Below are 13,514 nucleotides of genomic sequence, written 5' to 3' on the forward strand. Positions count from 1 at the left end.
AATGCCGGCTTGCCTCGCCGTGTCGCCGATCGGACGCCCGCCCGGGCCGTCGGATACCTGTCGCACCCCTGGCACGCCTCGACACCGCGGTGGGATCTCGCCGCGACGCATCCAGACAAAAAGGAAGGACTCTTTACAGTTAGCCAAGTTTGCGATATGAAAAAGGCCCCCGATGGATCAGGGTCCATGCCCCGCCCGCTCCCTCGCCCAGGAGTCCACCATGGACAATTCACGATCGGCGCGCCTGCGCCGGGTGCTCGTCGCGGCCGTCGCTGCCGTCCTCGGCGCCTTCATCCTCATCCCGGGAGCCGCGGCCGCCGCGGGCACCGGCGCAATCACCGGCTACGGCGGCAAGTGCGTCGATGTCTCCGGCGCCAACACCGCGAACGGCACCAAGGTGCAGCTGTGGACGTGCAACGGCACCAACGCCCAAAGCTGGACCGTGGGTACCGACGGCACGATCCGCGCCCTCGGCAAGTGCCTTGACGTCTCCGCCGGCTCCACGGCCGACGGGGCCAAGGTCCAGCTCTGGGACTGCAACGGCACCGGTGCACAGCAGTGGGTCGCCAACGCCGCCCGCGACATCGTCAACCCGCAGGCGAACAAGTGTCTCGACGCCACGGGCCCGAGTTCCGCCGACGGCACGCCGCTGCAGATCTGGACCTGCTCCGGCGGCGCCAACCAGAAATGGACCGTCCCCGGCGGTGGTGGTGGCGGGACGACCGGCTTCGTGGTCAGCGAGGCCCAGTTCAACCAGATGTTCCCGAGCCGGAACTCCTTCTACACGTACGCCGGGCTGACCGACGCCATGAAGAAGTACCCCGCGTTCGCCACGACCGGCAGCGACACGGTCAAGCGGCAGGAGGCCGCGGCGTTCCTGGCCAACGTCAGCCACGAGACCGGCGGTCTGGTGTACATCAACGAGATCAACACCGCCAACTACCCGCACTACTGCGACTACAGTCAGCCCTACGGCTGCCCGGCCGGCCAGGCCGCGTACTACGGCCGCGGCCCGATCCAGCTGAGCTGGAACTTCAACTACAAGGCCGCGGGCGACGCGCTCGGCGTCGACCTGCTCAACAACCCGAACCTCGTGGCGACCAACTCGTCGATCTCGTGGCAGACCGGGCTGTGGTACTGGATGACCGGTACCGGCGGCGCGGGCACGACGTCGCACAACGCGATGGTCAACGGCCAGGGATTCGGTACCACGATCCGCGCGATCAACAGCATCGAGTGCAACGGCGGCAACCCCGCCCAGATGCAGAGCCGGGTCAACCTCTACAACCAGTTCGTCGGCATTCTCGGTGTACCGGCGGGCGGCAACCTGACCTGCTGATCCGGACATACCATCATCGGCGGACCGGCCACGCTCACGGCGTGACCGGTCCTCCGCCATGGTGAGGGGCAGCAAGTATTCGGCTCTGGCGCAATGTAGCCCCCACTGTGTCTGCAGATCTCGTCATGGGTGAATCAGGCGCAGCAGAATCGCCTGACCCTGGCCGCCGCCGCCGCACATCGTCGCGACGCCGAAGGGGCGCTCTCCGGCGACCATGGCCTCGGCGAGGGTCTGTACGAGCCGGAACCCGGACGCGGCGAGCGGATGACCGAGCGCGATCGCGCCGCCGTTGACGTTGACGACGTCGAGGTCGATGCCCAGGTCGCGGACGGCGGCGAGGACAACACCGGCGAACGCCTCGTTGATCTCCCACAGGTCGATGTCGCGCGGGGCGAGGCCGTACGCGTCAAGCAGCTGTCTCGCCGCTGCCGCCGGCTTGCTGTGCAGGCTGGCGTCGGGTCCGGCGATGGCGCGCCAGCCGACCACCGCGACGAGTGGTTGCAGGCCGTGTTCGCTGGCGTATCGCCGGCTGGTCAGGATTCCCGCGGCGGCGGCGTCGGAAAGCTGCGAGGCGTTGCCTGCGGTGATCGTGCCGTCGGCGGCGAAGGCCGGACGCAGACCCGCGAGGATCTCCGGTGTTGTGGCCGGGCGGATCCCCTCATCGGCGGTGACGTCGGCGCAAGGAACGATTTCCCGGGCGAGGGTGCCGTCGCGGCGCGCGCGGTCCGCGCGACGGTGGCTCTCCGCGGCGAACGCGTCCTGCTCATCGCGGCCGATCCCGAGGTCGGCGTTGACTTCGTCGGAGAGTTCGCCCATGCCCCGGCCGGTGAGGGAACAGGTGAGGCCATCGGTGAGGAGCAGGTCGATGAGGTCGGCGTCGCCGAGCGCCCGGCGGCCGCGCATCCGGACCCCGTGCGGTGCCCGACTCATCGACTCGAATCCGCCGACGAGAGCGCAGTCGAGGCGGCCGAGTTCAATCATGGCGGCGGCCAGCCCGACCGCGCTCATACTCGCCGGGCAGACGTCGTTCAGGGTGGTGGCGGGGACGGTCAACGGCAGACCGGCCCGGACCGCCGCGACCCTGGCCGGATTCTGGCCGTTGCCCGCCTGCACCACGTTCGCGAGGAACGCATGCTGCGGGGTGACAGCGACGGGAAGCCGATCGAGGGCGCCGCGGATCGCGGTCGCCCCCAGCTCGACGGCGTCCACGTCACGTAGGGCGCCGTTGAGGCGACCGATCGGCGTACGCGCGGCGGAGACCAGGAGTACAGCGTCCGCTGTGTCGACGGCGGACATCAGGACCGGCCCATGGTCATGGTGTAGCAGACCGCTGTTCCCTCGAGGACAGTGACACCGTCCGCGCGCACGACCGAGGTCTTGAGCGTGGTGACCGGCTTCGTGGCATGGACCGCGGTGACCTCGACCCGACCGGTGATCTCGTCCCCCGGGCGTACTGGGGCCTTGAAGTCCCAGTTGACGTTCAGAAAGACGGTACCCGGGCCGGGGAGCCGCTCGGCGACGACGGCGTTCAGGATCGCGCTGGTGACGCCGCCCTGGACAACGATCCCGCCGAATCGGGATGCCGCCGCGAGTTCCGCGTCGTAATGCAGCGGGTTGCGGTCGCCGCTGATCTCGGTGAAGAGCCGGATGTCTTCAGGGCCGACGATTCGGGTGAGTTCGGCGGTGTCACCGACGGCGGGGCGAGGGTGGTGGCTCACGAGTTCCTCCTGAGGAAACGGCGGGTACCGAAGAGGCGATGGGTGCCGAGCGAGGGTGTCCGGTGGCTGATGGACGCGGTGCAGGCGAAGCATGGCGACCACGCCGATCGCGGGGCCGAGGGCGAGGATGGCGAAGGCGAATCGCCACGATCCAAGCTCGGCGACGACCGGGACGAGATGGATGGACGCGACGGTCAAGCAGAAACCAATAGCGGTCTGTGCGGTGAGCGCGGTTCCGACGTAGCGGGGATCGACGCTTTCACTGAGCGCGGCCGAGAAGACGCCCGAGTCGGCGATGACCGCGGCTCCCCAAAGGAGAAGAAAGAGCGCGAGCGCGGCGGTGGGTAGGACGAACGCGATCGGCGAGAGGAGGCAGCAGGCGCCGCTGACAGCGAGGGCGCTGGCCGCGGTGCGGGCGCGGCCGATCCGGTCCGCAGCCCACCCACCGGCGAGACAGCCGATCACACCCCCGATACCGATCGCCGCGAAGGCGATGACGCTCGTAGTTGTCCGGGACACGTGCGGCGCGGCCGCGGTGAAGAACGCGGGCAGCCAGGCCCACAAGGCGTAGAGCTCCCACATGTGGCCGAAGTAGCCGATGTTCGCCAGGCGTGGCTCACGGGCGCCGAACATGCGCCAGGCGTACCCGTGGGTGGGGTGGCCGAGCGCCGATGACCGCTTCGGAGCAGGGGCCGTCGCGTGCGGTCCGACGGTGAGCAGTGCGAGCGCGGCGAGTGCGCCGATCGCGGCGATGCCGGCGGCGACCACCATCGTTGTCTTCCACGGCAGGCCGTCGAAGCCGCGGATGAGATGGGGCAGGGCCGAGCCGAGGGTGAGCGCGCCAACGAGGAGGCCGAAGGCGCGTCCGCGGATAGCGGTCGGCGCCCAGGACGCGGTGAGGCGCAGTCCAATCGGGTAAACCCCGGCGAGGAAGAGGCCGGTGAGCGCGCGAAGCGTGACTGCGGTCGGGAGGTCGGTGACGAGGAGCGGGAAGAGCGCTGTGCAGGCGGCGGCGAGCAGGCCGCTCACGCCGTAGAGCAGGGGCAGCGGTACGCGTTCGGGAAGGTTCAGGAGGGCCGAGGCGACCGCGCCGACGACGAAGCCGATCTGCACCGAGGAGGTCATCAGCGCGGCGGCGCCGCTGCCGGAGTGCAGCGCCGCGGTGAGCGCGGGCGCTACGGCGGAGGCGGAGAACCACGTCGACAGGGCGAGGACCTGTGTCGCCGCTACGAGCAGGCGTTGCCGGTGTGCGTACCAGCGCGTGATACGCACATCGGCCGGGCCGGATGACGCGGCGCCTAGCACGGCATGAACCGCAGCGGTGGTCCGTCGTCGGCGATCGCGTGCGGCGCGAGCCGAACCCGCTGGCCGACGCGGAAAGCGTACGGGTCACCGCCGATGATCTGGGTGAGCAGGCGCGGGCCCTCGTCGATTTCGACGATCGCCAGACAGTACGGCGTACGCGCCTGCCAGGCGGGGTGGCCGGCGACCTCGGCGATGGTGAAGGTCCAGACGGTTCCGGTTCCGGCCGCCGGATGGTACGAGAGCGTGGTTGACCAGCAGCCGCGGCAGATCCCGCCGGGGTAGAGCTGTGCCCGGCCGCACGCGTCGCAGCGTTGGTAGAGCAGCTCGCCACGATCGGCTGCGCCCCAGTACGCCGCGGTGAGCGCCGTGCTGACCCGTTGGGGCATCGGTGCTGGCGCCCGGTTCATCGGAGATCACCGGCGAGCACGAGCGCCACCTCTTCACTGAAGGTTGCACCGTTTCCGGTGACGAGGGCGAGTTCGGTGCCGTCGATCTGGCGCCCGGCCGCGGTGCCGCGCAGCTGGCGTACGGCTTCGATGATGTGGCCCGCCCCACCGGCGAGGTCGGCTTGTCCGCAGCCGAGTTGGCCGCCGTGTGGGTTGATCGGTAGCCGGGAACGGTGGGAAAAGTCGTGTTCAGCGACCCACGGACCGCCGTCGCCCTTGGCGCACAGGCCAGCATCCTCGACGGTGATCGGCAGCAGAATGGAGTAGCAGTCGTACGGGCAGAGCAGGTCCAGGTCGGACGGGCCTATCCCGGCCTGCCGGTACGCCCGGTCGATCGCGACGGAGAGCGGCGATGTGGTCAGCGATGGTGCCTGGCTGAGCGCTCGGTGCGTGACGAACTCACCGGCGCCGAGCAGCGTCACCGGCGAGCTGCGCAGGTCGCGCGCGCGGTCGGCGGAGGTCACGAGGAGCGCGGCTGCGCCCCCGCACGGCATGACGATCTCGTACTGATGGAGGGGACGCATGACGATGGGGGAGCGGCGGACATCGTCGAGGGTGATCGGACGTCCGTAGAAGACCGCGTCCGGGTTGGTCTGGGCGTTCTGGCGTTCCTTGACCGCAACGGTCATCAGCTGCTCGGTTGTGGTGCCGAACTCGGCCATATGCCGCTGCGCGACCATCGCGTACGCCTGGTTGGCTCCGCTCGCCCCGTACGGCACGTCAAACTCGCGGATGGGGTTGCGATTGGGGGATCGAGCGGGCGTCTGCGGGTCACGGCTGTGCGCAAGGACACAAAGGACAGTTGTGCACATGCCGGCGGCGATCGCCGCTCCGGCCCGCCACACCATCCCGGCCGCGGTCGCGCCGCCGAGGTCGACAATGTCGGCGAAGGTTGATTGGAGGCCGAGGTATTCGGCGACGGTCGCTGGGACGTGTTGCGGCGTTTCGCCGACGTGCGGGCCGCAGACGAGCCCGTCGATCGCGCGGTGGTCGAGGCCGGCATCGATGGTCGCCGCCACGGCGACCTGCGCGATGAGTTCCAGCGTGGTGACCCCCGGGGTGGTACGCCGGGGCGGCAGCTCAGCGATACCGACGATCGTGGGAGTGAGCGCCGGGTGTTTCGGCGTGGTCGGCGTCGGTATCATCGGAGCGCCTCGATCGCTGCGAGCGCCGACGGGTCCTGCAGCGCGGAGACGTCGCCGGTCGGCTCGCCGAGGAACAACGCCCGGATGACGCGACGAAGGATCTTGCCGCTCCGGGTGCGGGGCAGCATGGCGGCGATGTGGACACTGCGTGGACGCATCGTCGGGCCGAGGTGTGAGACGAGGGCGGCGCTGATCGCGGGCGGCAGCTCGGACGGGTCGATTCCGGCATCGTCGGCGCAGCGGGCGAAGACGACCAGCGCGTCGCCCTTGATCCCGTCGGGGACGCCGATCGCCGCCGACTCCACCACGCCGGGTACGGCGTTGACCACGCCTTCGACCTCGGCCGGGCCGACGCGCTTACCCGCGATCTTCAACGTGTCGTCGCTGCGACCGTGGATGTACCAGGCGTCGGGCGTCCGTTCGGCCCAGTCGCCGTGGTGCCAGATGCCCGGCCAGGTCGCCCAGTACGTCTGTGCGTACCGCTCGGGCTCCTCCCAGAACGTCGACGGCATGCCGGGCGACGGTCGGCGCAGCACGAGCTCGCCGACGCCCGCGCCGAGGGTTACGCCCTCGGTGTCCACGACGTCGGCGGCCATACCGGGAAGCGAACCGGCGAAGGCGCACGGGAAGATCGGTTGGGCGGTGGTGTTGGCAAGAATGCCGCCAGAGACCTCGGTGCCGCCCGAGTAGTTGATGATCGGCAGTGCCCGGCCGAACGCGTCGGCGAAGAGCCAGGCGTAGGCGTCCGGGGTCCACGGCTCACCGCTGGAAGCGAGACGGCGCAGGCTCGGTACGCCCGCCGCGGACGGGTCGGCTCCGGCGCCCATCAGCGTACGCACGAGCGTCGGTGAGACGCCGAGCATCGTGACTCCGGTGGCGCGAGCGAAGTTCCACATGCGGTCGGTGCCGGGATGGTCGGGCGTACCGCCGAAGAGGGCGGTGGCGCTGCCCGCGATCAAGCCGCCGAGCAGCGTGATCGGGAACATGATCCAGCCCGGGTCGGTGATCCAGGTGCCGACCTCGCCCGGACCGAGGCCGAAGCAGAAGGCGGCGTCGCTGCCGGCCTTGACGGCGAAACCGGCGTGGGTGAGGACGACGCCTTTCGGCCTCCCGGTCGAGCCGGAGGTGTACGCGATGAGCAACGGGTGGTCGGCGGGGAGGACGGCGCCGTCGAGCGGGCGCGGGTCGGCATCGGCGACGAGCCGGTCCCAGTCTTCTTCACCGGGGAAGCGCAGCGTCGCACGGGCGCCCTTCGCACCGGTGCCAGCCTGGTCGGGCGCGGCACCGGTGATGTCCGGCCCGATCGGGTCGAGCGCGGCAACAACGGTTGCGACGATCGACGGGACGGTGGCGAGCGCCGGAGCAAGCCCCGTTCGTACGTCGATGCGCCTACCGCGGCGCCGGTACGCGTCGGCGACGATGTGGACCTTCGCACCCGCCGCACGCAGGCGTTCGACGACAGCGGACGGGCCGAAGCCGGAGAAGACCGGTACGCAGATCGCGCCGGTCTTGGCGCACGCGAGCAGCGCGACGGCGGCTTCGCGGACCATCGGCAGCTGCACGCCGACTGTGTCACCCGGCCGGACGCCGAGGCTGCGCAGCCCATGCCCGAGCCGGTCGACCTGTGCCTGGAGCTCACGGAAGGTCCACGACCCGGTAGCGCCGTCGTCCGTCTGCCAGCTCAGCGCGGTTTCGCCGGCCCGCCCTTGGCGCACCCAGCGGTCGACCGCGTTCTCGGCGAGGTTGAGCGAGCCGCCCACGTACCACCGGGCGTACGCTCCGCGGTCGAGGTCGTCCACGACGGCGGACGGCGTCACCTGCCACTGGATGCCGAGCCAGTCGGCGACCGCGCCCCAGAACCAGGCCGGATCCTCGTCGGCGCGGCGAACCAGCTCACTGACGGAGAGGATGTTGTGTTCTCCGGCGAAGGCGAGGATGCGGCTGGCGCGCAGCTCCTCTTCGGATGGGCGCCAGATCATGGGGTCGGTGGCGGACGGCACGGCATTCATCGAACGCTCCGAGAGGGATGGTGGTGCTCCGTCGTTGTTTGATGGTGGTACACCCGAAATGTCCGTGAAGGAGACATGGGGGGCTGACGCTGCGTGTGATGGTCTCGTCAGGCAGCGGGGCGGCGACTCTTGAGTCGGTACGCCGTACGGGACGGCTTAGCCCGCGTACGGTCTAGCCGCGTACGGCTTAGCTGCGTGCGGAGATGGTGAACGTGTGCTGGCCCGCAGCGGCCCAGCCGTCCGCCGCCGTGACGAGGTCGACCCGTGGCGCTGCGGTGGCCCAACCATCGTCGTACTCGGCGAAGAGTGTGGCGGCAGCGCGGTGCGCGGCAAAGCGCGCCAGGACCGGACCGTACGGGTTGTGTCCGAGGTCGACGCGCCAGCGCCCGTCGGCCTCCGCGACCGCGGTGGCTTCGGTGAATCCGGCGGCTCGGTAACGGCGAACGATCAGTTCGGCGATCTGTGCCGCGTCCGCGGCCGGCGAGGCAACCTCGTCCGCGCCGGCCTTCGCGCCGAGCGCATGCAAGGCCGGGCGGAGCACCGCGTACGCCTCGTCGCCGTAGGCGGCAACGGCGGCACCAATGAGCGCGAGGAGCCCGGCGGTGGGGTTCGTCCAGGTCGGTTCCGCCTGAACCGCGACAGCGGCGGCGGGCCGTGCAGTGCCGGCAGGCAGTGCGGCGGTAGGGGCCTGTGCCGGCTGGGAGCGGTCCTGGTCGCGCAGCGAGATGACATAGTGGCACTCGCCGGCGCCCCGGTAGACGCAGCTACGCGGCCAGACCTCGAGGTCGTCGTTGATGACGTCGAGGCAGCCGTTGTCCCACTCGAACGGTAGCGAGCAGATGTTCGCCGGGGCCTGGAGATATTCGAAGAGCGGTACGTACGCGGCGCACCCGGGCACGATCGTGCGGTGTTCGACCGCGTCGGTCGCCACTCGGGTCCAGCCTTCGAGGCCGCACGTATCCATGATTTGTTCGCTGACCCGGCCGTAGGTCTCCAGGTCAGCGCCGGCCGGCACGACACCGGTCGCGATCATCTCGGCGCCGGTGTGGTGGCCCAGGTCGCGGTAGACGTGCCGGATGATCGCCTCGCCGTCGGCGCCCCAGGCGTCGGTGATCGCGGTGATGACGGTGCACATCTGGGCGTGCGCGTTGGTGAAGGTCGGGTGCGCCGCCGGCGGCGCAGGGTTCGGGCTCATGGACCTTCCACTCGCTTGAGCACTTCGGAGACGTGGTCGAGGTGCCGGAGCATGGCGTCCTGAGCCTTGTCCGGGTCGCGCTCCGCGATGGCGGTGAGGATGAGGGTGTGGTCGTGGGCGGCCCGCTGCCGGGTGGTGAGGTCCGACCCGGTCCGCCGACGGCTCTGCGCGGAGAGGCCGACCAGACTGTCGAGCAGGTTGCCGAGCAGCGGATTGCCGCTCGCAGCGGCGATTCTGCGATGGAACGCCATGTCCAGGCGTACGCAGTGGTCCAGGTCGTCGATCCGGTCGCTGTACTCCCCGACGAGCTGCTGGAGCTCACGGACGTCCTCGTCCGAGGCGTGTTCAGCGGCGAGTCGGGCGGAGCCAGCTTCGATGAACGAGCGCACCTCGAAGAGGTGATGGATGGCGTCGTCGTCCACGCGGAGGACGAAATCAAGCGGTTCGATCAGGTCCTGAGCCTTGAGCGAGGCGACGAACGAGCCCTCGCCGTGCCGGGTCTCGACGATATTCATCGAGGTGAGCGCCCGCAGCGATTCGCGCACCGTCGGACGGCTGACGCCGAGGCGCGCGGCGAGCTCCTGTTCGCTCGGGAGCCGGTCGCCTGGCTTCAACATGCCCGCGATGATCTGCTGCTTGATCTGCGCGATCACCTCATGGGCGGCCCGACGAGGGGGGATAACACCGAATCCGTGATTTTCCAGAGTCATGTCAGAAAGTCGCTTTCGTGGTTACCGGCGCTTGGGCGATCCATTCACCGCGAGTCGGCCATGACGCGGGGCCGCACCCTGCGCGACCAGAGCGACATCCGTGAGCGTCCATCGTCGCAAGCGATCCTGACTTGAGCGTGACAACCATGCCATGTGCGGAGAAAGGATCGTACGCGCCGCGCTGAGCAACGGGTTCTCCGCCGGTGGTGGTTCCGCGCTGAGCACATCGACGGCGGCGCCGGCGAGATGGCCGTCGGCGAGAGCCGCGGCGAGGGCGTGCTCGTCAACGAGGCCGCCGCGGGAGACGTTGACCAGGAAGGAACCGGCAGGCATCGCGGCGAGTGCGGCCGCGTTGATGAGGTGGGTCGTCTGCGGCGTGAGCGGCGCGTGCAGCGAGACGATGGTGCTCGACCGGAGCAGCTCGTCGAGGCTGCCGACGAGTTCGATGCCGTCGGGGGCTTCGGTGACACCGGGATCGAAGGCGAGGATGCGGCCGACGGCCGGGGCGAGTCGCCGAGCGACCGCTGCGCCGATCCGGCCGATCCCGACGAGGCCGAGGGTGCTCTCGGCCAGGCTGGGCACGCCCCCGAACCGGTCCCAGCTGGGCCAGGCGGTCCGCGCGACGGTGTCGGCGAGCACGACGTGCCGGGTGAGGGCGTAGACCAGCGCCGTCGCGTGGTCGGCGACTTCGTCGGTGGCGTAGCTCGGCTGGTGCACGACGGCGATGCCGAGGCGTTCTGCTTCGGCGAGGTCGATGGAGTCCAGGCCGATCCCGGCGCGGCCGATGACGCGTACGCGGCTGGGCAGGGCGGCAAGCTCGGCCGGGCCGAGCGGCGCAAGTCCCACCACGAGCGCGTCGCAGTCGGTGAGCCCGGCGAGCGCGGCCTGGTCGGCGGCGTTGACGTGGCTGATGGTCGTAGTCGCCTCCGGAGCCTCGGACGTGTCTGTGGCGAATGTTCCGGAGGCGATGGCGATCGCGGTGTTCGGTGTGCCTGTCACAGTGCTCTCCACTTCTGCCGACGGGGACGTTCCCGGTGGGCGGATCTACCGGGGGGACGTCCTTGTCGGCGAACCCATCTGAGTGGCTGTTGCTGCCCGAGTGGACACGGTTATCGCGGTGGGCGAGCCCTCCGGGTCCATGATCGGGCACCGGCTCGGCTGAGATGCAAGGTATCTGATGACGGGTTGCTTGACAACTGACAACTCGCCTCCTAGCGTCGGCGGACATCCGATCGCGGCTGCGGTCGCAACAGCTGCGCGAGAAGAGGATTCGCATGCCACACGCCCTACCCATCGATCTTCCCGGCAAGATCATCTGCGTCGGGTTGAACTATCGGGACCACGCCGAGGAGTCCGGGGCGACGCCGCCCACCTTCCCCGTCCTGTTCGGGAAGTGGGCGACGAGTCTCGTTGCGCACGGCAGCCCGATCGTCATCCCGGCCGGCGTCGAGAAGGTGGATTACGAGGCCGAACTTGCCTTGGTGATCGGCCGGGAGGGGCGCGACATCGCGGCGGACGATGCGCTCGATTACGTGGCCGGCTACACCTGCTTCAACGACATCAGCTCACGGGCCGACCAGGCGCTCGACGGTCAGTGGACCCGTGGCAAGTCCTATGACACCTTCGCCCCGGTCGGGCCCCGGCTGGTTCCGGCGAGCGAACTGCCCGACCCCCAGAACCTGGAGATCCTCTGCCGCCTCGACGGCGAGGTAGTCCAGCGGAGCAACACCCGAAACATGATCTTCTCGCTCCGGGAGATCATCGCCGCGGCGAGCCGGGCCACCACCCTCCTGCCCGGCGACCTGATCGCCACCGGTACTCCGGGAGGCGTCGGCATGTCGTTCACCCCGCCGCGCTGGCTCACGCCCGGCAGCACCATCGAGGTCGAGATCGAAGGCATCGGCACGCTCAGCACCCCGATCGTCGCCGAATCCGCCTGAGTCTCGCCCGGGCGGCGCGCCTGCGCCGCCCGGCGGTTCTTCCGGGAAGGCATTGGCCAGAAAACAGTCCCGCACGGCCTGACAAGGAACGGAAAAGCACTCGTGACCATGGAAGAAAAGGCCCCGCTGGGGGGCATGCCCATTGCTCGCGCGCCGGAGTGGACCAACCCGCTCGTCGGGATGTTCGCGCTCATGGCGGCGACCTACAAAGCATATGGCCCAGAGAGCCTGCCGATCCTCAGCGAGGGCATGAAGCATCTCGGTCGGCGTACGGGCGAAGACATGCTGGCCCACGAGCTGGTGCCGAAGGATTGCACGCCGACCGAGTGGGGCCGCTTCACCCATCAGCTGATGGACCTCACCGGAATGTATGTCTACAAGGAGATCATCGCGACCGACACGGTCTACGAGTTCACGGTGCCGGCCGAGGTTTGGCCGTATCACCGGCCGGTGGAGTACCTGGGCGCACCGGAACAATCGTGCGACATCTCTGCGGACTGGGACCGCGGCTGCCTGGAGACGGTCAGCCCGCGCATCGTCATGACGCAGCCGGAATGTGCTGGCCGCGGCGACGCGGTTTGCCGCTGGCGTTACGAACTCGTCCCGAGCAACGACTGACCCCTCGAACCGAAGGAACGCAGATGTCGTATCGAGTCAGTAGGGCTGCGCTCGTCGGCGCAGTCGTCTGCGTCATGGCCGTCAGTGCCTGCGCATCCGGTGCCGAACCGGGCACCGACCAGAGCGCGGGACCGTCGGGGAAGATCAAGGTGGCCCTCATCGGTAACCAGCGCTTCGGCGATCAAGGTCCGATGGATGACATGGCCGCCGGCCTGAAAAAGTGTGCGACAGACTTCGGATTCGAGACCAAGACGTTCGAGTCGATCGAGACGGCCGCGCACGAGAACGATGTGCGTGCGGTCGCGCAGAGCGGCTATGACCTGATCTTCACCACCTTCCCGGACATGTCCCCGGCGACCCAGTCGGTCGCTGCGGACTTCCCGCAAACCAAGTTTGGCGCGGTCTACCAGTTCATCAACGTCAACGGCGGTCACGTCGCGAATGTGTGGGACACCGAGTACCGCGGCGACAGCACCTACTACATCGCCGGTGCGGCGGCGGCGACCCTCACGGTCTCCGGCAAGATCGGGTTCGTTGCCGGCGACCAGGACCCGACCATCACGGCCGCGGTCAACGGCATGATCCAGGGCGCGCGCAGCGTCAACCCCAACATCGCCGTCTCCACCGCGGTCGCCGGTTCCTACGAGGATCCGGCGAAGGGCAAGGACATCGCCAAGGCGATGACGAGCCGGGGCGTTGACGTGATCGTCACCGCCGCCGCCAAGACCCAGCTCGGCGTCATCGACGGAGCGATCGAGGCGAATGCTCTGGTCATCGGCGACGTCGGCGACTACTCCGACCGGGCGCCGAAGAACTTCGTCTCCTACGTCGGCAGCAGCTTCGGTCAGAATGTCTACCTGGGCTGCGAGAACTTCAAGAACGGGAAGTTCGCGGGCGGTGAGCACAGTTTCATCGACCTCACCAACGGTGGGTACTCCTTCCCGACGGACCCCGTGACCAAGTGGGGCAAGGCGAGCGGGCGGGATGCGGACGCCGCGAAGCTCGTCACGCTGGCCGAAAAGATCACCGCGGATGTCAAGTCCGGGTCGCTCAAGGTCCAACACGACACGACCTGGCCCAAGTCCTGAG

At 69.2% G+C, this 13,514-nt stretch carries 12 protein-coding genes; 4 read left to right on the forward strand and 8 right to left on the reverse strand.

What is annotated here, in order from left to right; genetic code table 11:
- Nucleotides 1-220: 220 nt before the first annotated feature.
- Nucleotides 221-1,339, forward strand: a complete 1,119-nt coding sequence (locus AB0M46_RS24180; RefSeq protein WP_363339225.1) for a glycoside hydrolase family 19 protein — start codon at nt 221-223, stop codon at nt 1,337-1,339.
- 123 nt (nt 1,340-1,462) lie between these two features.
- Here AB0M46_RS24180 and AB0M46_RS24185 read toward each other — a convergent pair whose 3' ends face one another.
- The 8 genes from AB0M46_RS24185 to AB0M46_RS24220 form a co-directional block, all read right to left on the reverse strand.
- Nucleotides 1,463-2,635 (reverse strand): acetyl-CoA C-acyltransferase, encoded by a 1,173-nt coding sequence (locus AB0M46_RS24185; RefSeq protein WP_363339226.1) that lies wholly within the window; start codon nt 2,633-2,635, stop codon nt 1,463-1,465.
- Nucleotides 2,635-4,329, reverse strand: coding sequence for an MFS transporter (locus AB0M46_RS24190; protein ID WP_363339227.1), 1,695 nt, complete (start codon nt 4,327-4,329; stop codon nt 2,635-2,637). Before AB0M46_RS24190 ends, AB0M46_RS24185 begins: the two co-directional genes overlap by 1 nt.
- Nucleotides 4,330-4,355: 26 nt before the next feature.
- Nucleotides 4,356-4,769, reverse strand: a complete 414-nt coding sequence (locus AB0M46_RS24195; protein ID WP_363339228.1) for an OB-fold domain-containing protein — start codon at nt 4,767-4,769, stop codon at nt 4,356-4,358.
- Nucleotides 4,766-5,953, reverse strand: a complete 1,188-nt coding sequence (locus tag AB0M46_RS24200; RefSeq protein ID WP_363339229.1) for a thiolase family protein — start codon at nt 5,951-5,953, stop codon at nt 4,766-4,768. The genes AB0M46_RS24195 and AB0M46_RS24200 overlap by 4 nt, the downstream gene beginning before the upstream one ends.
- On the reverse strand, nt 5,950-7,962 hold the full coding sequence (locus AB0M46_RS24205) for an AMP-binding protein (protein WP_363339230.1): 2,013 nt from the start codon (nt 7,960-7,962) through the stop codon (nt 5,950-5,952). The genes AB0M46_RS24200 and AB0M46_RS24205 overlap by 4 nt, the downstream gene beginning before the upstream one ends.
- A 187-nt stretch (nt 7,963-8,149) precedes the next feature.
- On the reverse strand, nt 8,150-9,157 hold the full coding sequence (locus AB0M46_RS24210; RefSeq protein WP_363339231.1) for a hypothetical protein: 1,008 nt from the start codon (nt 9,155-9,157) through the stop codon (nt 8,150-8,152).
- Entirely contained in the window at nt 9,154-9,810 is a 657-nt protein-coding gene (locus AB0M46_RS24215; protein WP_363339232.1) for a FadR/GntR family transcriptional regulator, read from the reverse strand. The genes AB0M46_RS24210 and AB0M46_RS24215 overlap by 4 nt, the downstream gene beginning before the upstream one ends.
- Before the next feature lie 78 nt (nt 9,811-9,888).
- On the reverse strand, nt 9,889-10,866 hold the full coding sequence (locus tag AB0M46_RS24220; RefSeq protein WP_363339233.1) for an NAD(P)-dependent oxidoreductase: 978 nt from the start codon (nt 10,864-10,866) through the stop codon (nt 9,889-9,891).
- A 275-nt stretch (nt 10,867-11,141) separates the two neighbouring features.
- On the opposite strand from AB0M46_RS24220, the gene AB0M46_RS24225 reads away from it, so the two are divergent.
- The 3 genes from AB0M46_RS24225 to AB0M46_RS24235 all read left to right on the forward strand — a co-directional run bounded on the left by AB0M46_RS24225 (nt 11,142) and on the right by AB0M46_RS24235 (nt 13,513).
- Complete coding sequence (locus tag AB0M46_RS24225; RefSeq protein ID WP_363339234.1) at nt 11,142-11,807, forward strand: fumarylacetoacetate hydrolase family protein; 666 nt, start codon at nt 11,142-11,144, stop codon at nt 11,805-11,807.
- A gap of 102 nt (nt 11,808-11,909) precedes the next feature.
- Nucleotides 11,910-12,425 carry a hypothetical protein gene (locus AB0M46_RS24230; RefSeq protein WP_363339235.1) on the forward strand — a complete coding sequence of 172 codons (516 nt, stop codon included), beginning with the start codon at nt 11,910-11,912 and terminating at the stop codon, nt 12,423-12,425.
- A gap of 74 nt (nt 12,426-12,499) precedes the next feature.
- Nucleotides 12,500-13,513, forward strand: a complete 1,014-nt coding sequence (locus tag AB0M46_RS24235; RefSeq protein WP_363339236.1) for a BMP family ABC transporter substrate-binding protein — start codon at nt 12,500-12,502, stop codon at nt 13,511-13,513.
- Nucleotide 13,514: the final 1 nt, after the last annotated feature.

The sequence above is a fragment of the Dactylosporangium sp. NPDC051485 genome, assembly GCF_040682015.1.
Lineage (GTDB): Bacteria > Actinomycetota > Actinomycetes > Mycobacteriales > Micromonosporaceae > Dactylosporangium.

Bases quoted from the DNA above. Each gene is read 5' to 3' on its own strand.
- AB0M46_RS24180 (WP_363339225.1), top strand. From the start codon at position 221: ATGGACAATTCACGATCGGCGCGCCTGCGCCGGGTGCTCGTCGCGGCC.
- AB0M46_RS24185 (WP_363339226.1), bottom strand. From the start codon at position 2,635: ATGTCCGCCGTCGACACAGCGGACGCTGTACTCCTGGTCTCCGCCGCG.
- AB0M46_RS24195 (WP_363339228.1), bottom strand. From the start codon at position 4,769: ATGAACCGGGCGCCAGCACCGATGCCCCAACGGGTCAGCACGGCGCTC.
- AB0M46_RS24200 (WP_363339229.1), bottom strand. From the start codon at position 5,953: ATGATACCGACGCCGACCACGCCGAAACACCCGGCGCTCACTCCCACG.
- AB0M46_RS24205 (WP_363339230.1), bottom strand. From the start codon at position 7,962: ATGAATGCCGTGCCGTCCGCCACCGACCCCATGATCTGGCGCCCATCC.
- AB0M46_RS24210 (WP_363339231.1), bottom strand. From the start codon at position 9,157: ATGAGCCCGAACCCTGCGCCGCCGGCGGCGCACCCGACCTTCACCAAC.
- AB0M46_RS24225 (WP_363339234.1), top strand. From the start codon at position 11,142: ATGCCACACGCCCTACCCATCGATCTTCCCGGCAAGATCATCTGCGTC.
- AB0M46_RS24235 (WP_363339236.1), top strand. From the start codon at position 12,500: ATGGCCGTCAGTGCCTGCGCATCCGGTGCCGAACCGGGCACCGACCAG.